Origin of the sequence: Candidatus Nitrospira allomarina, assembly GCF_032050975.1 — a bacterium.
In the GTDB taxonomy this organism is placed as follows: Bacteria; Nitrospirota; Nitrospiria; order Nitrospirales; family UBA8639; genus Nitrospira_E; species Nitrospira_E allomarina.
Window position 1 is genome coordinate 3,175,925 of record NZ_CP116967.1, and the last position, 21,611, is coordinate 3,197,535.

Genomic DNA, 21,611 nt, shown 5'->3' on the forward strand with positions numbered 1-21,611 from the left:
ATAGCATATCTGTCAAGTTCGAGCTAGAGATCCCTGCTCGTTTCTTTAAGCTACTCTAGTTTCTGTATCGGATATCCCTTCGTCAATATTAAGCCTGGAACATGTTGTCGGAAAATAAAGGAGGTCACGTTTGGGCCTGAACGAGCCAGGGAAAGTTTACGCTCCTTGAAGTACCTGAAGGATGTACGAATAGGAGCATTATCACACTTAATCGTCATGGAAACTCTAATGGTTTAATCTTACTGAAAAGTTGGGGGTTCCTCTGCGGGGGCTTCTGTTGCTGGAGCCTGAACAGGGGAAGTTGTGGAAGGGGAATCCCCTAGGGGAGTTGCCCCTGAAGGAGGGGTGTTCGCTGCGGGAGCACAGTTGGTCGGCGCATTAGGATTGAGCGGGTTGACCTGGCAGTTGGTGCTTCCCTTGGCTTCGAACCGGATGGCCTGATATGTCTTGGCACCCTTAAAGATATCCTGGTTGTATGGGGTCTCGATGCTGGTACTTCTGACTCCATGAATCTCCTGGCCAATTTTTATAAGCGCAAACTGGTCTCCCGTCATGGGGTCAGCGTAGACTTTCCTGAGATACCGTTTGGGTGACTTCTTCGTTAATTCTTCAAGCGTTCGCGGCCATTGGTTGGGTCGCGTGGCTTTTTGAATTTCCCAGTCCGCCACAAATCGCTCAATCGCTTTCGCAATACTGGTCCCACGAAATTGTAGCTCAGCCTCTCGATCCCGTTGCATGATGACGGACCATGGTTGAGTGACTTCCAATGTGGCAATGGACATGACGACAACCAGTATCATGACGAAAAGGTAGGTTACCCCATTCTGGTTCGCGAGAGAGGCCATCCGGCTTTCCGAAAATTCCTTGAAAAATTTTCTCATTGAGTGATGCTGTCTGCGTGTGGGGGTGCAGGCATCAGTTTCAGACCACTGTGTCATGGGGTTGGGTGAGTGTTACTTGCGAATAGTCAGCCGTCTTCGTCCTTTCTCTGTTATAAGCACCCAACCAAAAATTAAAAATGCGGCACCAAAAGTATCGGCAACTAGATCCAAAATGTCAGCCTGACGCTGAGGGACAAACCATTGATGGATCTCATCGGAAATCCCGAATGCAATAACGCAGATGATGGCGAGGCCCATATTTCCCGCGTTCGGGGTGGTATATTTGAATGCGCGATAGAGCAAAATCCCGAGTACGCCATATTCGCAGGCATGTAAAAATTTATCATTAATATTGAACATAAAGGAAGGAAGGTGGAGTTGTTGGGCAGGATTGGATTGAGAGGATAGATACACAATAGCGAGCGCATAGAGGACCACTGGTCCCCAATACTTCAATATCACGAATGGTTTTGATATGGTTTGAGTCGGAGAAATCGGACACGTCCTTTTTTAATGGTGGCTTAATTGATTGGATGATAATCGGTTTGGCCGGGTAATGAAATACCGTACGTCTTCAATTTGCACGACGGGCAAGATCATCCCGTCCCCTTTCTGATCATGTGAAAAACTATAGATGAGTGATTCATCGGCAACTAGAGTACCAAAAAAAAGGACGCCGATGGCAATTTGCTCACCCTTTTGTTGCTGACTCTGGATTTGCTTGGCCGATTCAAGAGAGGGGATGGCCACCAGATAGTCGGGCAATCCCATGGGCTTAAAGCGAACAATACCCCATGATGTGGATGTGATTTCTGGGCCAAGGGCCACCAAAAATCCCTGGTATTCGGGCATATATTTACGGAGAAAGCCTGACCATAAGAAGGCAATGGGTTGTTGAAGGATGTCCTTGTGAATGAGGCGGGCCTCGTCTCGTGCGCGATTCAATTGGAACAGGCGTTCGCTTTGCTCCGTGTGATCCAGGCTTTGTAAGGTGCGCCAATCCGGCGGGTGCCCTTCAAGTTCCTGAAGGAATTGTTCCTGTTCTTTTTGAAGCAGGAGGGGCCGGATATTCGTAGGAATTAGTTGGTGCAAGGAAGGGCTTTCCAGTTGGATAAGGGGTTGGATGCCTTTAGCCTTGGGAGGTTGTCCGCTGACCTGATCCGGAAACTGAAGCCCTACCCAAAGGTTGAATAACGCGAGAGAATACAATAAGGCGGTTAGGCTCCTTTTCATGTGTTTGCGTTCTCGGAGACAGGGGTTGGGTGAAAGAAAGCTCAGAGTGTTGAAATGGGTGAATTCAGCCCACGTCATGATATTAAAAAGATAAACATACCCCATCGGCTATATAGGCCATTTTTCTTCACGCCAGGCCATATCCCAAAACATCCATTCGTATTGCGAACTGATGAGAAAGGCTTCCTCCATCCTGACTTTTTCTGTCCTGCCTGCGGTTTTCGCGCAGCGATCGACGACGTCGCGCAGCCATCGGGTGACTTCCGCAAATTCGGGTGACCCATATAGTTGTAACCATTCATAATACGGATGTGAGGGTTTGGGAGCTGCCTTTTCGAGGAGGTGCTGTCCGACTTCACAATAGACCCATGCACAGGGGAGAGCTACCACCGTAATTTCCCCGAGTGTCCCGGCTTGAGCCACACTTCTCATATGCCGGCAATAAGCATAATTCGTTGGAGAAAGGGGGGTGGATCGCATGTCCCTAAGGGAAAGAGCCCATTGTTTTCCATACGATTCATGAAGCCCTCGTTCGACGGTAATCGTGTCTTCAACGAGTTTGGCAAAGCGAAGGGCCGTATCTCCATCCGTCGCTTTGGCCGATCCTAGGGCAAAGACTCGGGCCAATTCTTCTAAATACCTGGCATCTTGTAGGATGTAATATTGAAACTTTTTTGCCGGTAAGGTGCCTTTCCCCAATGCCACCACGAAGGGATGTTTTAACTGGGCTGCCCAAATAGGCGCTGCACGATTTCGTAATTGTTGTGAAAACGTCATGAGAGTCCCTGGTAATTTTTTTTCGATGTGTGCGGTGCCACTAGGTTGGTAGTACGGAGCGAGCCACTTGAAATGCTTTTTCCATATCCGGCATATGGCCGAGATCAGGAGTGACCTGGAGATAGCGGATCACATTATTCGCATCGACAACCATGACGGCTCGTGCCAGGACATGGGGTCCCTCCAATAGTAATCCGTGGGATAAACCAAATTCTCCGCCTCGAAAATCGGACAGAAATTGAACATTGGTGATGCCCGCTTCTTTCGCAAATCGTTCTTGGGCGAAAGGGGTATCGACACTAATGGTTATCAGTTGCACCTGTTGATCAAGACCCTGGTTCTTCTCACTCAGATAATGGGTTTGTTGTTCGCACACTTTCGTGTCCAGGGAAGGCACAATATTGATGATGCGGACTTTTCCTTGCGTTTCATGAATGTTTATGAGTGATAAATCGCCTTTTGCCAATGGGACCGCACGAAGGGTCTCTCCGGCTTTCACTTCCATGCCACTTAGCGGCAAAGGGGTGCCTCGAAATAGAATGGTCGAACCCTCTCCTGTTCTGGCGCTTTCTTTGTCAACCGGAATGGATTTGTAGGAGAAATCGTGTTCTGACTGACCATTAAGGGTCGAACAACCCGGCAATGAAACAGCGGTTAAGATGAGAAGTAATGAAATTATCGAAATTTTTGGCATAAGGATGCTCCTTCTATACAGATCGGTGATCCGAGCTTGAAATGCGGTGGTGTGTATAAAATATCATTGTTCTTTCAAGCCTAAGTGAATAGCCTGTTGAATAATAGTTTTTTCAGGATTTTCGTTCCAAAAATGAGAGGATGTATTGATTCACGATTGTGGGTGCTTCCCATTGTGCAAGGTGCCCGGCTTCAGGGATGACATGCCATTCAACATGCGGTAACTGGTCTTTTACCCGTTCACCGACTTCGAGTGGAAATACCCGATCATGCTCCCCCCACAAGAGCAGGACCTGATGAGAAATCTTTTGAAGCCTATTTCCATATTGTCCCTCCCATGTCTTGATATTGTCCATTAAAGAATAGAGAGGGGCAAGAAAGTCGCCCCGTTGGCGATTGTGAAATGAACGGTCAATGATCGTAGGGGAAATGAGTGCTGAATTATAAATGATTTCTTTGAGAATATGTTCCGTGGTCTTTTTTCCTGCCATCCAATTCCCCAGTTTTGCGAGCCAGAGGGGAGGGCGGTGATAGAGAAAGCTTTTGTAGTGCGGGGAAGCGATGCTGGTTTCAACCTGGGCAGGAAATCCGGAAATGAGCACAAGTCGGTCCACACGTTCCGGATAGTCAAGGGCCATGGCCATCGCCAACCCGGCTCCCATGGAGTTTCCGACTAAGGTGGCTCGTGGAATATCGAGGGCATCCATGAATTCCCGAAAAAACTCCAAGAGGTATTTTGGTGTGTATGCCGCTTCCGGTTTATCAGAGAGCCCAGAGCCGAGTAAATCCAGGATGATGACCCGATGAGTATGGGCCAAAACAGAATATTGATGTTCCCATTGCCACATCGACCCGCCGAATCCATGAATAAAGATAAGCGGTGGACCTTGCCCGACGTCAAGATAGGCAATGCGATGGGTGTTAACTCTGGTGATCTGATAGGGCACACGTTGGATCAGTTCGATTCCGGAAGGAAGTGTCCTGAGAGAGGAGCAACCCAAGATCGTCAAGCATCCAAGCGCAGCCATGAAAAGAAGGAGGCGGGATCGAAAATCAGAACGGCCCCGCATTATTATTCCAGATGAATCAGGGTTTCATCAGGATTCACTTCATCTCCTTCTTTCACGTAGATGGTGATGACGGACCCGGCAATAGGCGACTGGACGCGATTCTCCATTTTCATGGCTTCCACCACCAACAGAGAATCACCGACATTGACGCTTGAACCCTCGGTCACAAGGACCTTGACCACCCTGCCAGGCATGGGTGTGGTCACGTCCCCGGGTTGTGATGGCTTGGGACGCTTTTCCGTCTTTGATGTGTGGGACGGTGGAGGGTCAGGTGAGCCGGCTAAGACCTCTTGAATCGGTTCGAGATACACTTCTTCAAGTTTGTCATTCACCTTAATGTAATAGGGTTTCACGCCGTCAACCGTTTGGCCGGATCCCGACACTCGAATATGGTACGCTTCGCCGTGAACCGTCACGTTAAATTCTACCGGGGCTAAATGAAGATCGTGAGCCACGGCCGGTCCACTCTCCGAGGAGTCATGAAGGGGTTCGGGTTTTAGCTCCCCTCGCTCCCGTTCATCAAAAAATTGCAACGCCACTGATGGGAGCAGTGCATAGGAGACAATGTCTTCTTCAGCCATCTCTCGCCCGACGAGCTCCTGTTTGGCATCGTCCAGTTCAGGGTCAAGGTTGTCAGCGGGACGACCGGACACGGGCACATCACCTTCCAAAGCTTTTTGTCGTATCTTGGAGTTGAGGGTGCCAGGTGGTTTCCCATACAAACCTTGAAAGTAATTTTTGGTTTCATTGGTAATCACTTTATAGCGTTCACCGGTTAAAATATTCAGCGTCGCTTGCGTTCCGACAATTTGGCTGGTGGGGGTGACGAGAGGAGGATACCCCATGTCTTTTCGCACGCGTGGGATTTCTTCCAGCACTTCTTTGATTTTCCCCAACGCATTTTGCTCGGCCAATTGAGCTGCCAAATTCGAAAGCATTCCACCAGGCACTTGGGAGAGAAGAATGTCCGTGTCGACACCGGTAAAATCGCTTTCAAATTGGCGATAGCGTTTTCGGGCCTTGCGTAATTTATCCGCAGCCGGAGCAATTTGCTCAAGATTCAATTTCGTGTCATACGGTGTGTTCCGCAGGGCGGCAATAAACGATTCGGTTGGAGGGTGGGAGGTGCCCCCGGAAAGGGGAGATAAGGCGGTATCCAGAATATCCAGCCCGCCCATAATCGCCATGAGGGAAGACATGGAAGCCATACCGGAGGTGTAATGTGTGTGCAGGTGAATCGGGACTCGAACCGTGGCCTTTAATCGTGAAATCAGTTCATAGGCTTCAAAGGGAGGAAGGAGTCCGGCCATATCTTTGATGCAAATGGTGTCGGCCCCAAGATCTTCGAGTTGTTTGGCTTGTTCCACAAAATGATTCAGACTGTGGACCGGACTGACGGTATAACAGATGGTGGCTTCGATATGCTTGCCACAAGCTTTCACCACTTCCATGGCCGGCCTGATATTTCTGATGTCATTCAGCGCATCAAAGATCCTGAAGACATCAATGCCGTTTTGAGCAGACAATTCAATGAATTTTTCAAGGACGTCGTCAGCATAGTGTCGATATCCCACAAGGTTTTGCCCACGCAAGAGCATTTGAAGACGGGTTTTCGGCATAGCCTCCCGGAAGGCTCGTAGGCGCTCCCAGGGGTCTTCCTTCAGAAACCGGAGGCAGGAATCGAAGGTGGCACCACCCCACACTTCCAGTGACCAAAATCCGACTTCGTCCAATTCCGATGCCACGGATAAGAGATCCTCTGTGCGCATGCGGGTCGCCAACAGAGATTGGTGTCCATCTCGAAGAGCCACATCGGTTAAAAAGACCTGGCGCTTCGGAGACGCTTCGATATCCAGAGCGGGAGCGGCATCCAATTTTGTCCGGGTAGGGACGGGACGACTGGGTTTCCTGCTTTTATCAGAGTGTGTGGTTTTTCGTGACATAAGGCGACCTTTCACATGTGCAACGGGATCACAACGTTATCATGACGGTTGTTATAGTCCTTCAAATGCGGCGATGGCTGCGGACAGGGCAATAACCAGATCCTCCGGTTCTTCTGCTTCCTCATATTCAAAGAGTTCCGGATGGCGTTCAAGATAGGATGTGTCAAATCGCCCGGCTCGGAAATCCGGTTCTTCCATGAGCTTTGTCATAAATGGAATAGTGGTTTTGACGCCCCGCAGGACAAATTCTTCGAGTGAGCGATGAGTTCGGCGAACCGTTTCGTCCCAGGTTCGGCCATGAACCGTCAACTTGGCTAACAGGGCATCATAATACGGAGGGACGGTATAATCCTTGTACACCGCTCCGTCAATGCGGACTCCAACGCCGCCAGGGGACAAATAGGCTGTGATTTTTCCCGAGGAGGGTCGGAATCCGTTTTGGGGATCTTCCGCATTCACCCGACATTGAATGGCATAACCCTGGAGATTGACCTCATGCTGCCCGAAGACCAGAGGGCGTCCTGCGGCAATCCAAAGTTGGGATTGCACAATATCAACGGTGGTAATCTGTTCCGTGACGGTGTGTTCCACTTGAATGCGGGGGTTCATTTCCATGAAATAGTATCGTCCATCGGGATCCAACAAAAACTCTACGGTCCCGGCATTATAAAACTGGGCAGCCCGTGCCATGGCGATGGCCGCTTCTCCCATTTCTGCCCGTAGTCGAGGGGTTAACACAAGTGACGGGGCGATTTCTATCAATTTTTGATGACGCCGCTGAATAGAACAATCCCGTTCTCCCAGATGAATCACATAGCCGTTTTTGTCTGCCAGTAATTGAAATTCAATATGATGGGGCCGTTCCACATATTTTTCAAGAAACAATTCCCCGTTTCCAAAGGCTGCCAGAGCTTCACGGGCTCCTGCCTCCATGGCATCTTGTAATTCATCATCCGAACGCACGACGCGGAGTCCTCGCCCTCCACCCCCGGCGCTGGCTTTGACCATAACCGGGTATCCCGCCTTATGGGAGAACGTGAGTGCCTCTTCTAGGGTACCCACACTGCCATCTGTCCCTGGAACAACGGGGACGCCAATTTTAATAGCCAGTGCTCGAGCCTGGACCTTATCGCCCAGTAGTTCAAGTGAATGAGGGGATGGGCCAATAAAGAGGATGCCGGCTTCTTCGCAGAGGCGGGCAAAATCGGCATTTTCTGCTAAAAATCCATATCCTGGGTGAATGGCATCCGCTCGAATACGCTTCGCCAATCCTACAATTTGTCGAGCATCAAGGTAGCCTTGTACAGGACCTGGACCGACTAAATACGCTTCATTGGCTTTTTTGACGTAAATGGCGGTGGCGTCACTTTCTGAATAAATCGCCGCCGTGGCAATGCCGAATTCTCGACATGCCCGGATGACCCGCATCGCAATTTCTCCTCGATTGGCAACTAAAACTTTTTTTAACATTCGATTCTAGTGTTGTGTCGAAATAATTTGAAATAAATGACCGCGGCAGATAATCCTCCGGTCTTTTTCATGAGGCTGAGATGGTATCAGAAGATGGACGCCGAATCAGGGTTTCCGTCAATTATTGACTGGTAAGAAGTGGATAAAATTTACCTTTTCGCATCAGTTTTTGGCCTTCCCGTGAGAGGGCAAATTGTTCAAAGGCCTGGGCCTGAGGTGAAAGTTGGGCATTCGTGATGAGCATCACGGGTCGTTGGAGTGGGTAACGATTATCCAGTACGGTTTGTACTTCCGGCTCCACGCGATTAATAAACAGAAGATTGATCGCGACTCCATCTTCTTTCGCCCGGAGAGCTGGAGTCATGGATACAAACGTGATGGCTTCCAGATTTCCACTTACCGCTTTAATGGCCTCATCCTCGGTTCCCGCTCGATAGGCGGAACGCGGGATACCATCTTGAATGCCTAAGGTCTTTTCGAAACCTTGTCGAATATTTTCATTCGTGGTTCGATTGATTAGCACGATTTTGGTTTGAGGGGCTTCCTCATAGACCTGAGACCAATACCGGATTTTTCCGGAAAAGACATCGGCAACTTGCTGGGTGGTCATTTCTTTCACCGGGTTTGAAAAGTTGGTTAAGACAGCGACCCCGTCTCTGGCAATTGCCGTAGATCTGAGGGAAGGAACCTCTTCCCCCGTGATGCCAATGTCGGCTTCGTTGAGTTCGATGGTTCGGATTGGCTTGGCATTGGGATGCCAAAAAATATCAACGGAAACCGAGGGATGGCGGGACTCAAATTCCGCAGCAAGAATTTCCAAAAGATATCGCTCTGGTCCATTTCCAACAATAAGAATGGTCCCTGAAATCGGAGTTGGAACCGTCGGGGGAGGCTCTGAGTTAGAAGATTCTTTTGAATGTACAGGGACTACTGGAAGAATCAGTCCACAGAGAAAACCTATCCCGACCACACAAGAAACCTTGCCCACAATTTTATTAAAGAGCCGGGTGGCCGCCATATTTCTTAGGTTCCTTAGCAAGAACAACCATTGCGCAAGTGGTCGAAACTACAGAAAAAGTTATCGCCAAGAATAAAAAACGGGCACATCTTTCCGGTTTATGGAAATAAATGTCAAGGGGAGAGGAATGTGGAAGTTAGAAAATCTTGGGCGACGACCATTCAAAGGGCCGCCCAAGCTTCATCCTATTCTCCTCCGGAGGGTTGGGAATTGGCCTCGGTCGGGGCCGCGCGCTGGCCCATAATTGGGGGGAGTTTGGAAAACTTATCCATTCGTTCGTTCAGCATATTATAGGCTTTGCCTTCAGCGAATCCTGGTTTATGTGTTCCCACAATTTTCGACGCAAACGAGGACATAATTCGTCGGCTTTGGGTGGTGTTGCATTTTGGGCAAAGCGTTTCTTCCGGTTTTGCGCTCAGGGCTTGCATGGCCTCATAACGATGATCGCACCCTTCGCAGACATATTCATATAATGGCATAAGTAACTCCTTTGAAATTATACGAGGATGAACATGAATAATATCTCCGTCAGTGTTCGAGTATATCGAAGATTATATTGAGGTGGCCAATAGCTAATTGAGGTGTATCTGAAATTGTTCAGAAAAGATTGACGGCAAGTTTATGATTTCACTATAATTTTTCGTTGGTCTTTTTACAGGCAAATTTTGGAGGAATGAGTCATGTCGGTGTTAATTCGGAAATTTAAATTGCCCACTGGAATGGTCAAGGAAGAGCGCATTGACGATCCAGATCGCATTGAACGGTATATGCAGTTTTTTGATAAGGAACAGCAAGCCAAGCTTGATGCCGGCCAAAAAGTTTTTTTAGACAAGGATGAGTGGCAGTTTGTTGATAACTGAATCCCTGAAGTGCAGGCTTCCTCTCCGTTATATTCCTGGCGGTTGTTTCCATGTCAATCTTTGATTGTACTTATGGGACAGGTTCGGCTCACCATCCAGTGAAGGAGCATCACGACTATGGGATATTGGATCCATTTGAAACGATCACTTGATGAAGCGATGATCCACCGGGATCGTTGTCCGGAGGTTCCTTCTGGACCGCATCGGTCTGACTTTTGGGAGGGTGGGTGGACCGAATATCCGGATAAGGATACGGCTCTGGAATATTTGGAAAATACTGACGCCTCCCTCCAACTCAAATGTCCCTTATGTAAGCCCTAACTCGTGTTTGCGGATAACCGGTTCATCAGTCCATGAACAGGATTGGTCATTATTTTTTAATACATCTTTTGTATGGCTGAGAAATTTGCGAATGCCCGTTGGGTCAAAGAGGGATTTTTAGACAATCGGATTGTCGGATCCGTTATTGGGCAAATTACCTTTGCCGGTCTTGAGAACGTGGATGTGTATTTAGTTGGTGATTTTGTCGGAGAGATTGCCGGAAAGGTGATTGGTTTTCGCAACCCGCGCTTTTTGGATGACCCTCAGGCAGGCGAATCGTTATATGATTTTTCCGTGCCTCAATTAGGGAAAGTCAGTCTCATGTCGTTTGATCCGCATCCTCTTCTTGAACCCCATCCCTACTTTGAATGGTTTTCTGCTCATCAACAACATTATCGCATTGAGCTGCAGCCGGATGAGGCGTGGCTTCTGTCTGAAATTGAACGAGATGCTGTGGAAGACCAGGCTCAGCGGATCCGGCAAGAGCTCACACCTCTCCTGCCATGACCAGAAGCGAGTTTAAGTTGTGGCCTTGTTGTACCCCAAGGCCAGGAATCAAATTTTTATGGTAATTGGTGGTCTCGGGAAATTGATCTGTGCATATTGACCAGTTGCGCCACCCGTGGTCGTTATTGATTGACTCACTCTTTCTCCATTCGTAGAATGCCCGCCATGAATGATCGATTTTTAAAAGCCTGCTTGCGTCAACCCGTAGACCGAACCCCTGTCTGGTTTATGCGGCAAGCGGGTCGATACATGGAAGAGTACCAGGCTATCCGACGCAAGCATTCTATTTTGGAAGTATGCAAAACGCCGGCGTTAGCTGCCGAGGTCACGCTTCAACCTATTAATCGCTTTGATCTGGATGCAGCGATCATTTTTGCGGATATTCTATTGCCCCTCCAAGCCATGGGATTAAACCTGGAATTTGTTGAGGGGAAAGGTCCGGTCATTGATAACCCGATACGAGGTGAGATGGGAATAGTGGATCTGCGTCCGGTCGATGGCGAGGCCTTTGCCTATGCCGGAGAAGCCATTCGCCAGGCACTTCAGGCCCTCGATAATCGAGTTCCGTTACTGGGATTTGCCGGAGCGCCGTTTACATTAGCCAGTTATGCGATTGAAGGCGGAAGCTCGCGTGACTATGCCCGAACCAAGCACTTAATGTTCTCGCAGCCGACCGTGTGGCATCAATTGATGTCCAAACTGTCCGTGGTTGTTGTGGAGTATTTACGAGTACAAAGTCGAGCAGGGGCACAAGCCATTCAACTCTTTGACAGTTGGGTCGGGTGTTTAAGTCCTGGCGATTATGAAGAATACGTCCTTCCTCATGTGCAAAATATTTTCTCCGCCTTACGGGTTGAGGGGATTCCCCTCATCTATTTTGGAACGGGGACGACCGGCCTTCTCTCGCTGATGCGAAAGGCGGGAAGCGACGTGATGGGTGTCGATTGGCGGGTTCGTTTGGATGAAGCATGGGGCACTATCGGGTTTGATGTGAGCATTCAAGGCAATCTGGATCCCCTGGTTCTGTTCGCCCCAGAAAAAGAAATCGAGCGCCGGGTGAAGGATATTATGCAGCAAGCCGGCGGCAGGCCCGGTCACATTTTCAACTTGGGTCACGGAATTCTTCCCAATACCCCTTTACACAGCGTTGAATTTGCCATTGAATGTGTTCGCCGGTTTTCAACGGCTTCCTCACGTGAATGATGTAGCGGGACTTTTCCCCTGTCCGATTTCTTCCCTTCCTCCATGAAAACCTGTTTATTTCAAAGTCTTAGCCACATACATGCATTTCCATTTTGATTGCTTGGGACTTCATGAGGAAAATTCCATACCAAGTCGTCATTGTCGGAGGGGGGATATCCGGACTGGCCACGGCCTATGCTCTCACGGAGGAGGGTGCGAAAACACAGACACCCGTTCAATGCACAGTCGTTGAACGAGAGCCTCGGTGGGGTGGAAAAATTCTGACACATGTGACAGACAACTATCTGATTGAAGGTGGACCTGACTCGTTCCTGACTTCCAAGCCCTGGGCTCTGGAAATGTGTCGCACGTTAGGACTTCAGGATCAGTTGATTTCTACCAACCCCCAACACAATCGGACATTTTCATTTTGCCGGGGAGCTTTGCGAGAACTGCCACAAGGCTTATTGGCCTTTCGGCCCCGACGGATTGATACGCTTGTTTCCAGCGGGCTCTTATCCTGGGGGGGGATGCTTCGCATGGCTGCCGAACGGTTCTGGCCAAAGCAGAATCCCTGGACGGCAGACGAATCTTTGGGAAAGTTTTTTCGTCGACGATTTGGCACCGAAGCCTTTGAAAATGTAATCGAACCGTTGGTGGCAGGTATCTATGCCGGGGATGCAGATGAACTGAGTATTGAGTCGACCTTTCCTCGATTTCGCGAATTAGAGCGCGAACATGGCAGTGTCATTAAGGGCATGCGAAAGGCTCTGGCCAGCGCGCCCCCGGCCCCGCCTTCCTCCGGCGCAGCCATGACCATGTTTATGTCGCTTCGTGGTGGATTAAGTGAACTCATTCAGGCTGTGGTGGAGGCGTTGCGCAAACGTGGAGTAGGGTTGATGGCAGGGGTCGGGTGTCTGGAAATTCAATCTCCGACTCTGGAGTCAGGGGAATTTCACGTCATGTTGGAGAATGGAAATCGGCTTCCGGCTGATGCGGTCGTGTTGGCCACTCCGGCATATCAGACCGCTCGTTTACTTCGTGTAATTCGCCCTGAAACAGCGAACCTGTTAGATGGGATTCCCTATGCTTCGACCGCGACGATTTCTATGGCCTATTCCGCTGAGTCTATTGCTTCACAGATACGAGGATTTGGATTTGTGGTGCCTCGGAAAGAACAACGCTCATTGCTAGCCGCAACCTGGACTTCGTTGAAATGGCCCGATCGCAGCCGGGCTGGAGAAACGCTGATCCGTTGTTACCTCGGAGGGCGAGGGCGAGAGACGGTTGTGGAGCAGGATGATAGCTCCCTTGTGAAATGTGTTCGTGGAGAATTGCTCTCTATGGTCGGAATCACAGCTGCCCCGACCTATACAGAAGTCCATCGATGGAGGCAGGGAATGCCTCAATACATACTTGGACATCGGGATCGGTTGGCTAAGGTTCAGGAACAGTTGGCCCATTCTCCGGGTCTTTATGTCACGGGAGCTGGCTTGTATGGCATCGGTATCCCTGATTGTATCCGGGAAGGCACGAAGGTTGGAAAGCAACTGCTACTGGATTATGCCGCGAACCATGGAATAAAAAATTCTGGGAGCACAGAATCCGGTGGAGGGGGCCAGGTCGGATAACGTGGAAGAGCACATGGAAGCGATTGTTCGGGCTCATGTCCATGTCAGTGGAAAAGTTCAAGGAGTCGGGTTTCGAGCGTTTGTGCAAATGCAGGCCAACCAAATGGCATTACATGGGTGGGTGCGAAACCTTGCTGAAGGAGGAGTCGAATTGGAAGTAGAAGGGCCTCAAGCATCTGTTCATACCTTTTTTGAAGCCATTCACGAAGGACCTCCTCTCTCTCGAGTTCTTCAGGTAACGGTTGACTGGAAAGACCCAAACAGGCAAACTGAAGGGTTTCATGTCCTTCGTACTTCTCTGTAAGGGATGGGGGCCTTGCGGATCGGGGAATTCCGATCTCAAACATTGAACCATTCACGGGCGTCATCAAGGTTGAGTCGTGATTTCATGAACTATAAAGCACATATTCGTGAGGTCCCGGATTTTCCTAAGCCGGGTATCCTTTTTTACGATATTACGCCCTTATTAAATAATCCTGTTTGTTTTCGATCCATCATCGATGAGTGCATTCGTCACTATCAGGATGCCGGTATTACCAGAGTGGTTGGCATTGAATCGCGAGGATTTATCTTGGGGAGCCCATTGGCCTATCACTTGAATGCCGGCTTTGTTCCTGTTCGGAAGCCCGGCAAATTGCCGGCCGATGTGTTTGAAGTCAATTATAATTTAGAATATGGCTCGACGACTTTGGCGATTCATCGTGATGCGATTCAAAAGGGAGAGCGAGTGCTTGTGGTTGATGATCTCCTTGCCACTGGAGGGACGGCCGGGGCGACCGTCCATCTGATTCAGCAATTGGGTGGCGATATTGCCGGCGTGGTATTTTTAGTCGAATTGCTGAAGCTCGATGGACGAAACAAATTGAACGGGTGTGACATTCACTCCCTGATTACCTATGAGTAAGAACATAGACTATCGTATTGCCGCATGATGCAACGGGGAAGGTGTCCGCAATACATCCTCCTGTCGTGTGAGAGAATGGTTAACTTTGGAAGGAAGAAAGGAATGTAGTATGGCCGAAAGACCAGTCAAGAAAGAAACCAAAACCACGGCCTCCGCCGGAACAAAAAAAGGTCCGGCAAAAGGCCCCTCAAAAGCCACTTCCCCAACTCCCGCCTCGCGGAAGCCCGCGAAAGCGCCAACAGAAGATCGTCATGTCGCATTAAAGGAAATTCTCCTGGCGAAACGAGAAGCGCTGATTCAAGAAATCAAACAACAGCTTGGACAATCAGTGACAGAAGAACAACAACGCCGGCTGGAAGCCGCCATGGATAGCGGGGACCAGGCGCTGGTGGATTTGGATCGCGAAATGGGGATTTCGCTTCAGGAAATGCGAAACCGTGAACGCCAATTGATTGATGACGCCTTGGATAGTTTGGATGAAGGTACCTATGGCGTGTGCGCGGAATGTGGCGGAGAAATTAATGAAAAGCGTTTGCAAGCGCTTCCGTTTGCGCGTTTGTGCGTCGAGTGTAAATCCAAACGTGAACTGATGGAAAAGATTGAACGATCGGAACAGCGGCAATAACTATCAGGTTTGCCGCTTCTGTTCTTTCATGTCTAGCTGGAATTGGCTTACACCCATCCAAATTGGCATTGGTGTTTTTCACCTTCAACTATCCTCCCACCAACACTTGAGCCTGTGACTGTTCATTCCTTTACAAAAAAATCCAGATCCATTTGATAGGCGGGAGAAAAAGAGTGCAAGGGCGGCTCTGATAAGCTCATGTCAAAGATTGTTGTTCTGGCAAGTGGCGGGTTGGATTCGACGGTGACGGCCGCCATTGCTAAATCAGAAGGAGATGAGCTGTATTTCTTAACTGTTGATTATGGGCAACGCCATCGAACGGAAATCGAATGTGCGCAAAAAATTTCTGAATATTTTGAGGTCAAAGAACACAAACTTATTCGATTGGACTTGCGAACCTTCGGTGGATCGGCGCTAACCGATCAGATTCCCGTCCCCACTAATCGAACCGGACGGGAACGTGCACAGCAAATTCCCGTCACCTATGTTCCGGCCAGAAATACAATATTCTTGAGTCTGGCGCTGGCCTATGCGGAAGTGTTGAATGCCACCAGCATATTTTTTGGGGCCAATATTCGTGACTATTCCGGCTATCCGGATTGTCGGCCTGAATTTATTCAGGCCTTCAAGGAGGTGGCTCGTCTTGGCACCCGAATGGGATTGGAAGGCCAACCGGTCGACATTCTCGCCCCGCTACTCTTTTTGACCAAGCGTGAGATCATCCAAAAAGGGCATGCCTTAGGGGTGCCTTTTCAATGGACCAATAGTTGTTATAATCCAGGTCTACAAAACCAACCGTGCGGGCACTGTGATAGTTGCGTGATTCGTCAAGAAGGATTTAAGGAGGCACAACTTCCTGATCCGCTACTCGCCAGATAAATGTGGGACCGTGGCCCCCTCTGATTGCGAACGGGTCTGGTATAAAGGAACGTGGACATGAACAATCATTATAGGCGAACAATACTCAGCGGTGTGGCAGGGGTTCTTTGTTGGGTTGTCGTTGGATGTTCTGAGAATGGGACGAATGCCCGGGAATCCTCTCCGCCTGCTACCATCGCCCAAGTATCGGTAGAGAAAGACCTGCCAGAAGAATTCAAAGACGGCGAGACAAAATTCAATACATTTTGTTCTCCCTGCCATGGAGTGCAGGCCGTGGGAACGGCTCAAGGTCCCCCCTTGGTGAATAAAATCTATGAGCCCAGTCACCATGCGGATTTCGCGTTTCAGCGGGCTGCGGCTCAAGGGGTCAAAGCCCACCATTGGAAGTTTGGGAACATGCCGAAGATCGAAGGCGTGACTGCAGATGACGTCACGCAGATTATTGGCTATGTTCGGTGGCTTCAGCGCCAAGCTGGAATTTCCTAGAGCGAGTGTTGAAAAATGCCGCCAGCGGCGTTCTCGCCGCTTGAACGTGCTCACGTACTTCTCCGTACGCTACGCTCGCCCAAGCGGCTGCGGCCTTGCTGGACGAGCCATTTTGAACACTCCCTTATTTTTCCTCGTTGGGGTTTCCGTCATTCATCTAAGGCAAAATATGAGAAATATTCAACAGCCTCTCAGACATCGCGGGATGTCGTCCAAAACGTTCACGGCATACTTCGTTCCAGTTCAGTAACTAGCCCACGGATCCGTGTAAATCCCGCCTGCCAGAATGTCGTAGAGTTCATATCTACCTGTAGGGGTTTGAGCAGGTCTTGAGGACTGGCCGACCCACCTCCTGACAGCAATTGCAGGTATCGAGGGACGAATGAAGGCCCTTCTGCTTGATAGCGTTGAAACAACGACAAGACTAATAGACTGCCAAAGCTGTAGGCGTAGCAATAAAACGGACTGGCAAAGATATGAGGAATGGCTAACCATTCCCATTGAAACTCCTTGTCCACGGGTAGGCGAGGCCCGAATTGCTCACGAAGAAGGGTCAGATAGGTTTGAGCGAGAGCATCTATGGTCGCGCCTTGTTGAATCATGTGATGGGCTTGCCGTTCAAATTGAACAAAGTAGGCCTGTCGCATAATGGTGGCATACGCATCGTCGAGTTGATCGACAAGAAGTCCCGCCCTGACCTTCGGGTCATTTTCCTGTTGGAGAAGTAAATCGGAGAGCAGGTGCTCGCCAAACACAGAGGCCGTTTCCGCCAGAGGGAGCGACGAATGAAACGTGAAGATGGAATGCTCCCTTGCCATCATCGCGTGGACGGCATGACCCAGTTCATGTGCTAAGGTCGAGACATCACGGGGCTCTCCGGTGAAATTTACCAGGACATAAGGAGTCTGCGTGGGGAGCACGCTATAGCAAAAAGCTCCGCCCATTTTGCCGGGCCGAATCGCGGCATCAAGGTGATTCTCTTCAAGAACCCGCTTCGCCCGTTGGGCCAATTCCGGGGAAAAGGCTTGATACGCTTCCATCACTATCTCTTTCGCCCGGGCAAAAGAATATTTGGATTTCTTCGCCGCGAAGGGAGCATAGAGATCGTAACGTTGAAACTGTTTTATCTTCAGTAGCCGTGCCTTTAACCGAAAATATTCCTGGAAAATGACGGCATTCTTTCGGCAGGTTTTGAGCAGAGCATCGACGGCTTTTTCGGGGACATCATTCGTGACATTGCGCACGGCCATAGGAGAAGCGTAATGCCGCAAGGTGAGGCCTTCATTTCCCCAATCCTGAACCAGGCTTTTATACATTTCTCCAAGGACATCCCGGTGTTCACCATAAACCTTGAATAGCGCGTGGTAGGCTCCTCGACGAACAGAAGGCAGGGGATGCCGGACATATCCCATGAGTTGTTCGCGGGTCAGACGGGTCGTCCGGCCTTTCACTTTCATGGGAAATGTCAAACTATTCGTGGTGACGCCATACAATGTTTCGAGAGCCTGGCGACCGGTCGTACTTTTAATGGTTAAAATCCGTTCTTCAGGCTCACTCAAGGTATGGGGTGTGAAACGAGTCAGGGTCTCCAGATGGTACCGAAACCGCTCGGCTTTTGCGGTTAGCCGGGCCGCATTGGTGGGATCGAGGCTTTGCCACCAGAGGTCAAGAAAGACCAGTCGATTAGAACAGTCTGTCAGTCTGTTTCGTACCTGGGTGTCAAATGCGCGGGCTTCTTGATTTTTCGTATTTTCTGAAAACCATAAAAACGAAAAGGCCCGCAACGTCGTCATGTACTCGGTGACGGTTTCGTATTGCTCCCAGATTTTCTTGAAACGGGCGGCAGAAATATCCGGGGATAACTGCGGTCGTGTTGCCTCGAGTTCGGAAATGAGGGAGTCAAGCTTGTTGGTGATCCGCTTGAAGTCTTTGGTCGGATGGCGCAAGAGACCTTGAAGGTCCCAGGATGGAAGAGTCTTCGACATGTGTGCTCCTTAATGGGGATATAGTGAACAGTATATTCTATTTTTTAAGAGTGGTTGTGTCCTAATTCACTAAAGTTTCGGGGGACAGCCTTCGCCCTCTTTTCGCCGGTATTTTACTCGGTGGAATTTTGGCTCTCTTCTGTGCTGGCTTGCCAGCCGAAGCCTTGGCGAAGGCTGGCGGAGGGGGTGGGAATTCGAAGTCGTGCGGGTCTGGCTATCCCCACACTCCCACTAGGGGGCCATGCCCACTCGTGCCTTCGCCAGGCTTCGGTCACCCCATGAAGGGGGCACACCCCCTTCAATACCCCCGTTCGAATCCCACTCAGTTATTGCGTGCCTCTTGGACCAATTGGTGATTTTAGAATTCAGTACGTCGTTTAGTTGCTGGCGGAGGGGGTGGGATTCGAACCCACGGTCGCTTTCACGACGCCGGTTTTCAAGACCGGTCTATTCGACCACTCTAGCACCCCTCCGAATTTTTTAGATTCAAAAACTTGAGGATTGTTGGTAGGACTGATTTTCACCCAATTGCGGCCCTAACTCCAATTGCCTGAAGACGTTCCATTTGACACGGGATGCAATGAATCTCATAAAGCTCTCCATCCAAGGCTATAGTAGCCGACTGAAACGGGAATGTGAATTCTCTAGCATAAAGAAATTTGGTGGGACTCCACTAAAATTTTTTGGGTCATCCACGAGCTCGAAGATCCCACATGAGGAAAGGGTTCATCAAAATTTCACTTATGGAAAAGGAACCGGACGGATGACGTCGACTCCCTTCATATAGGGTTGCAAGGCTTCAGGGATATGCACGGTCCCATCGGCTTGCTGATAGTTTTCCAAAATGGCGACCACTGTTCGTCCAATGGCCAGACCTGATCCGTTTAACGTGTGCAGAAATTGAGGTTTGTCCTTTTTAGAGCGGAATCGAATATTGGCACGACGGGCTTGAAACGCTTCAAAGTTACTGCAGGAGGAGATTTCTCTATACCGCTGTTGTGAAGGAAGCCAGACTTCAAGATCATATGTTTTGGCCGCAGAAAATCCCAGGTCACCGGAGCATAACGCGACAACACGATAGGGGAGGGCCAATTTTTGGAGAATGGATTCCGCGGCTTGGGTCAGGCGTTCCAGCTGGTCATAGGAGTCCTCCGGACGAACAAAGTTGACCAGTTCCACTTTTTGGAATTGGTGCATGCGAATCAGGCCTTGGGTGTCCTTACCATAGGATCCGGCCTCCCGCCGAAAACAGGAGGTATAGGCCACAAGGCGTAATGGGAGTTGTTCTGCGTCCAGGATTTCCTCTCGCAGCAGGTTGGTGACGGGAACTTCTGCCGTGGGAATGAGAAAGAAATCTTCTTCAGGAAAATGAAAGAGATCTTCGGCAAACTTTGGTAACTGGCCGGTCCCGGTCATCGTGGGCCGGTTGACGAGCATAGGTGGAAGCACTTCCGTGTAGCCATGTTCCTGGATGTGACAATCAAGCATGAAATTGGCCAGCGCTCTTTCCAATAACGCCCCCAGGCCCATCGACACGCAAAATCTGGCTCCGGCAATTTTGGTGGCCCGTTTGAAATCGAGTATGCCGAGGGCTTCTCCCAGGTCCTGATGGGATTTGGCCGGAAAGGAAAATTCCGGTGGAATTCCCCATTTTCGCACTTCAATGTTCTCGTGTTCGTCCTTCCCTGGCGGAACTGATTCGTGAGGAATATTGGGGATCCTAAGAGCTTGGCCTTGTAATTGTTCTTCGGTGGTGCGCAATTCCACGTCCATGGTCTGGATGCGGTCGCGAATTTCTCGAAGAGCGGTTGTGGCATCCTCGCACGGTTGTTTGTTACGCTTCAGTTCGGCAATCTGATCCGATCCTTTTTTGAGCTGGTGACGAAGCTCTTCGGTTTGGGTGATGAGGACACGTCGTTGGGCCGCTAAGGTCTGGACGGTTTCCCAGGGAATATCGCCAGCCCGGGCACCGAGTTGGGAGCGGAGAGAGTCGAGTTGGTCGCTAAGGATTCGGATATCGTGCATGGTGGCCTGGCAGGGAGACCGAATCTATCATGAGTCCCCATCTCAGTCAATGAATGCAAACTAGAAAACCTTTATCATTTCCGCCGCAGCCTAGCATCCATGCCGTATCTCTTTCCTCATGAAGACGTGTTTGTTGTCGTGGTGAGTTTGATCATAGCGGGATTGCTGTTCTTTCGCTGGTATGTCGTTCAGGATCGTAAAAATGATTCATCTGGCTCCCAAAATTAACGATGTAGATTGTGCGTCTTCGCCATCCAAATAGATCAGCCATTCTTTCAACCTCATGTGACAAGGTGTGTGGTGTATTTGTGTTTTGCAGGAGCCCTCTTTATAATTCAACCCTTTTTTTTAATGTGAGGAATAATGTTACCGACACTTGGAATCCCGCGTACAGATAATCGACGGGCGGATGAACTGCGGCCTGTCAAAATTACTCGTCCCTTTACCAAATATGCCGAAGGATCGGTGCTTATTGAAATGGGAGAGACCAAGGTCGTGTGTACGGCCTCGGTGGAAGAAAAGGTTCCCCCTTTTTTACGGGACAAAGGACAAGGCTGGATTACCGCTGAGTATGGGATGTTGCCCCGGTCGACCCATGACCGGATGTCCCGTGAAGCCAGCAAAGGCAAGCAGGGTGGACGAACCCTGGAAATTCAACGGCTGGTGGGAAGATCGCTCAGGGCCGTCACGGATATGCATCAAATGGGAGAACGCTCCATTTGGATTGATTGTGATGTGATTCAAGCGGATGGGGGAACCAGGACTGCCTCTATCACGGGTGCCTACATTGCCCTGGCTGATGCCTTTACGACTTTGAAAGAGAAAGGGCTGATCAAGCAATGCCCGCTTCTGGATTATTTGGCGGCCATCAGTATTGGAAAGATTGCCGGGGAGATCCGGTTAGACCTGGCCTACGACGAAGACTCTCAAGCAGACGTGGATATGAATTTAGTCATGACCGGGAATGGGCGGATGGTTGAGGTGCAGGGAACCGCCGAACAATCTCCATTTTCCAAAAAAGATTTGGATGATTTTTTGGCCTTGGGATGGGAAGGGATTCAACGCTTGATTACCCTGCAGAAGGAGCTTATCGGCTCTATTGCCTAAGTTGGATAAGGGTG

The 21,611-nt window shown here is 49.7% G+C and carries 23 protein-coding genes and 1 tRNA gene; 11 read left to right on the plus strand and 13 right to left on the minus strand.

Annotation, left to right across the window (positions count from 1 at the left end; genetic code table 11):
- Positions 1-239: 239 nt before the first annotated feature.
- The 10 genes from PP769_RS14115 to PP769_RS14160 form a co-directional block, all read right to left on the minus strand.
- Complete coding sequence (locus tag PP769_RS14115; protein ID WP_312641214.1) at positions 240-881, minus strand: hypothetical protein; 642 nt, start codon at positions 879-881, stop codon at positions 240-242.
- A gap of 72 nt (positions 882-953) precedes the next feature.
- Positions 954-1,343 carry a VanZ family protein gene (locus PP769_RS14120; protein ID WP_312641216.1) on the minus strand — a complete coding sequence of 130 codons (390 nt, stop codon included), beginning with the start codon at positions 1,341-1,343 and terminating at the stop codon, positions 954-956.
- A 48-nt stretch (positions 1,344-1,391) separates the two neighbouring features.
- Complete coding sequence (locus PP769_RS14125; protein WP_312641218.1) at positions 1,392-2,114, minus strand: hypothetical protein; 723 nt, start codon at positions 2,112-2,114, stop codon at positions 1,392-1,394.
- A 108-nt stretch (positions 2,115-2,222) separates the two neighbouring features.
- On the minus strand, positions 2,223-2,891 hold the full coding sequence (gene tenA, locus PP769_RS14130; RefSeq protein WP_312641220.1) for a thiaminase II: 669 nt from the start codon (positions 2,889-2,891) through the stop codon (positions 2,223-2,225).
- A 40-nt stretch (positions 2,892-2,931) separates the two neighbouring features.
- Complete coding sequence (gene tpx / locus PP769_RS14135; protein ID WP_312641222.1) at positions 2,932-3,585, minus strand: thiol peroxidase; 654 nt, start codon at positions 3,583-3,585, stop codon at positions 2,932-2,934.
- 112 nt (positions 3,586-3,697) lie between these two features.
- The gene (locus PP769_RS14140; RefSeq protein ID WP_312641224.1) at positions 3,698-4,654 is read right to left on the minus strand and encodes an alpha/beta fold hydrolase; all 957 of its coding nucleotides are present in this window, start codon (positions 4,652-4,654) and stop codon (positions 3,698-3,700) included.
- A 2-nt stretch (positions 4,655-4,656) separates the two neighbouring features.
- Positions 4,657-6,597 carry a sodium-extruding oxaloacetate decarboxylase subunit alpha gene (oadA, locus tag PP769_RS14145; protein ID WP_312641225.1) on the minus strand — a complete coding sequence of 647 codons (1,941 nt, stop codon included), beginning with the start codon at positions 6,595-6,597 and terminating at the stop codon, positions 4,657-4,659.
- 51 nt (positions 6,598-6,648) lie between these two features.
- The gene (locus PP769_RS14150) at positions 6,649-8,067 is read right to left on the minus strand and encodes an acetyl-CoA carboxylase biotin carboxylase subunit (protein ID WP_312641227.1); all 1,419 of its coding nucleotides are present in this window, start codon (positions 8,065-8,067) and stop codon (positions 6,649-6,651) included.
- 121 nt (positions 8,068-8,188) lie between these two features.
- On the minus strand, positions 8,189-9,085 hold the full coding sequence (locus tag PP769_RS14155; protein ID WP_312641229.1) for a substrate-binding domain-containing protein: 897 nt from the start codon (positions 9,083-9,085) through the stop codon (positions 8,189-8,191).
- Positions 9,086-9,270: 185 nt separating this feature from the next.
- Entirely contained in the window at positions 9,271-9,564 is a 294-nt protein-coding gene (locus PP769_RS14160) for an FmdB family zinc ribbon protein (protein ID WP_312641231.1), read from the minus strand.
- 201 nt (positions 9,565-9,765) lie between these two features.
- Between PP769_RS14160 and PP769_RS14165 the strand changes: the two genes are divergently transcribed.
- The 10 genes from PP769_RS14165 to PP769_RS14210 all read left to right on the plus strand — a co-directional run bounded on the left by PP769_RS14165 (position 9,766) and on the right by PP769_RS14210 (position 16,480).
- Complete coding sequence (locus tag PP769_RS14165; protein ID WP_312641234.1) at positions 9,766-9,945, plus strand: hypothetical protein; 180 nt, start codon at positions 9,766-9,768, stop codon at positions 9,943-9,945.
- Between the two features lie 117 nt (positions 9,946-10,062).
- Positions 10,063-10,266: a hypothetical protein gene (locus PP769_RS14170; protein WP_312641236.1), complete on the plus strand. Its 204-nt coding sequence runs from the start codon at positions 10,063-10,065 to the stop codon at positions 10,264-10,266.
- A 72-nt stretch (positions 10,267-10,338) separates the two neighbouring features.
- Positions 10,339-10,773: a hypothetical protein gene (locus PP769_RS14175; protein WP_312641238.1), complete on the plus strand. Its 435-nt coding sequence runs from the start codon at positions 10,339-10,341 to the stop codon at positions 10,771-10,773.
- Between the two features lie 165 nt (positions 10,774-10,938).
- On the plus strand, positions 10,939-11,976 hold the full coding sequence (hemE, locus tag PP769_RS14180; protein ID WP_312641240.1) for a uroporphyrinogen decarboxylase: 1,038 nt from the start codon (positions 10,939-10,941) through the stop codon (positions 11,974-11,976).
- A gap of 110 nt (positions 11,977-12,086) precedes the next feature.
- The gene (hemG, locus tag PP769_RS14185; RefSeq protein ID WP_312641242.1) at positions 12,087-13,586 is read left to right on the plus strand and encodes a protoporphyrinogen oxidase; all 1,500 of its coding nucleotides are present in this window, start codon (positions 12,087-12,089) and stop codon (positions 13,584-13,586) included.
- 13 nt (positions 13,587-13,599) lie between these two features.
- Entirely contained in the window at positions 13,600-13,890 is a 291-nt protein-coding gene (locus tag PP769_RS14190; RefSeq protein WP_312641244.1) for an acylphosphatase, read from the plus strand.
- Positions 13,891-13,974: 84 nt separating this feature from the next.
- A complete protein-coding gene (locus PP769_RS14195; RefSeq protein ID WP_312641246.1) occupies positions 13,975-14,490 on the plus strand; it encodes an adenine phosphoribosyltransferase in 516 nt (171 codons plus the stop codon).
- A 109-nt stretch (positions 14,491-14,599) separates the two neighbouring features.
- Positions 14,600-15,115, plus strand: a complete 516-nt coding sequence (locus PP769_RS14200) for a TraR/DksA family transcriptional regulator (protein ID WP_312641248.1) — start codon at positions 14,600-14,602, stop codon at positions 15,113-15,115.
- Between the two features lie 198 nt (positions 15,116-15,313).
- On the plus strand, positions 15,314-15,994 hold the full coding sequence (queC, locus tag PP769_RS14205; RefSeq protein WP_312641250.1) for a 7-cyano-7-deazaguanine synthase QueC: 681 nt from the start codon (positions 15,314-15,316) through the stop codon (positions 15,992-15,994).
- A 57-nt stretch (positions 15,995-16,051) separates the two neighbouring features.
- Positions 16,052-16,480 carry a c-type cytochrome gene (locus PP769_RS14210; RefSeq protein WP_312641252.1) on the plus strand — a complete coding sequence of 143 codons (429 nt, stop codon included), beginning with the start codon at positions 16,052-16,054 and terminating at the stop codon, positions 16,478-16,480.
- Between the two features lie 221 nt (positions 16,481-16,701).
- Here PP769_RS14210 and PP769_RS14215 read toward each other — a convergent pair whose 3' ends face one another.
- The 3 genes from PP769_RS14215 to serS all read right to left on the minus strand — a co-directional run bounded on the left by PP769_RS14215 (position 16,702) and on the right by serS (position 20,490).
- Positions 16,702-18,465, minus strand: coding sequence for a M3 family oligoendopeptidase (locus tag PP769_RS14215; protein ID WP_312641254.1), 1,764 nt, complete (start codon positions 18,463-18,465; stop codon positions 16,702-16,704).
- 385 nt (positions 18,466-18,850) lie between these two features.
- A tRNA-Ser gene (locus PP769_RS14220) sits at positions 18,851-18,938 on the minus strand.
- A gap of 268 nt (positions 18,939-19,206) precedes the next feature.
- Positions 19,207-20,490 (minus strand): serine--tRNA ligase, encoded by a 1,284-nt coding sequence (serS, locus tag PP769_RS14225; protein ID WP_312641256.1) that lies wholly within the window; start codon positions 20,488-20,490, stop codon positions 19,207-19,209.
- A gap of 381 nt (positions 20,491-20,871) precedes the next feature.
- On the opposite strand from serS, the gene rph reads away from it, so the two are divergent.
- Positions 20,872-21,597, plus strand: coding sequence for a ribonuclease PH (rph, locus tag PP769_RS14230; protein ID WP_376753449.1), 726 nt, complete (start codon positions 20,872-20,874; stop codon positions 21,595-21,597).
- Positions 21,598-21,611 lie beyond the last annotated feature (14 nt).

Excerpts from the sequence above, each read along its gene's own strand:
- PP769_RS14115 (WP_312641214.1), bottom strand. The coding sequence starts at position 881 with ATGAGAAAATTTTTCAAGGAATTTTCGGAAAGCCGGATGGCCTCTCTC.
- PP769_RS14125 (WP_312641218.1), bottom strand. The coding sequence starts at position 2,114 with ATGAAAAGGAGCCTAACCGCCTTATTGTATTCTCTCGCGTTATTCAAC.
- tenA (WP_312641220.1), bottom strand. The coding sequence starts at position 2,891 with ATGACGTTTTCACAACAATTACGAAATCGTGCAGCGCCTATTTGGGCA.
- tpx (WP_312641222.1), bottom strand. The coding sequence starts at position 3,585 with ATGCCAAAAATTTCGATAATTTCATTACTTCTCATCTTAACCGCTGTT.
- PP769_RS14140 (WP_312641224.1), bottom strand. The coding sequence starts at position 4,654 with ATGCGGGGCCGTTCTGATTTTCGATCCCGCCTCCTTCTTTTCATGGCT.
- oadA (WP_312641225.1), bottom strand. The coding sequence starts at position 6,597 with ATGTCACGAAAAACCACACACTCTGATAAAAGCAGGAAACCCAGTCGT.
- PP769_RS14150 (WP_312641227.1), bottom strand. The coding sequence starts at position 8,067 with ATGTTAAAAAAAGTTTTAGTTGCCAATCGAGGAGAAATTGCGATGCGG.
- PP769_RS14155 (WP_312641229.1), bottom strand. The coding sequence starts at position 9,085 with ATGGCGGCCACCCGGCTCTTTAATAAAATTGTGGGCAAGGTTTCTTGT.
- PP769_RS14160 (WP_312641231.1), bottom strand. The coding sequence starts at position 9,564 with ATGCCATTATATGAATATGTCTGCGAAGGGTGCGATCATCGTTATGAG.
- PP769_RS14165 (WP_312641234.1), top strand. The coding sequence starts at position 9,766 with ATGTCGGTGTTAATTCGGAAATTTAAATTGCCCACTGGAATGGTCAAG.
- PP769_RS14170 (WP_312641236.1), top strand. The coding sequence starts at position 10,063 with ATGGGATATTGGATCCATTTGAAACGATCACTTGATGAAGCGATGATC.
- PP769_RS14175 (WP_312641238.1), top strand. The coding sequence starts at position 10,339 with ATGGCTGAGAAATTTGCGAATGCCCGTTGGGTCAAAGAGGGATTTTTA.
- hemE (WP_312641240.1), top strand. The coding sequence starts at position 10,939 with ATGAATGATCGATTTTTAAAAGCCTGCTTGCGTCAACCCGTAGACCGA.
- hemG (WP_312641242.1), top strand. The coding sequence starts at position 12,087 with ATGAGGAAAATTCCATACCAAGTCGTCATTGTCGGAGGGGGGATATCC.
- PP769_RS14190 (WP_312641244.1), top strand. The coding sequence starts at position 13,600 with ATGGAAGCGATTGTTCGGGCTCATGTCCATGTCAGTGGAAAAGTTCAA.
- PP769_RS14195 (WP_312641246.1), top strand. The coding sequence starts at position 13,975 with ATGAACTATAAAGCACATATTCGTGAGGTCCCGGATTTTCCTAAGCCG.
- PP769_RS14200 (WP_312641248.1), top strand. The coding sequence starts at position 14,600 with ATGGCCGAAAGACCAGTCAAGAAAGAAACCAAAACCACGGCCTCCGCC.
- queC (WP_312641250.1), top strand. The coding sequence starts at position 15,314 with ATGTCAAAGATTGTTGTTCTGGCAAGTGGCGGGTTGGATTCGACGGTG.
- PP769_RS14210 (WP_312641252.1), top strand. The coding sequence starts at position 16,052 with ATGAACAATCATTATAGGCGAACAATACTCAGCGGTGTGGCAGGGGTT.
- PP769_RS14215 (WP_312641254.1), bottom strand. The coding sequence starts at position 18,465 with ATGTCGAAGACTCTTCCATCCTGGGACCTTCAAGGTCTCTTGCGCCAT.
- serS (WP_312641256.1), bottom strand. The coding sequence starts at position 20,490 with ATGCACGATATCCGAATCCTTAGCGACCAACTCGACTCTCTCCGCTCC.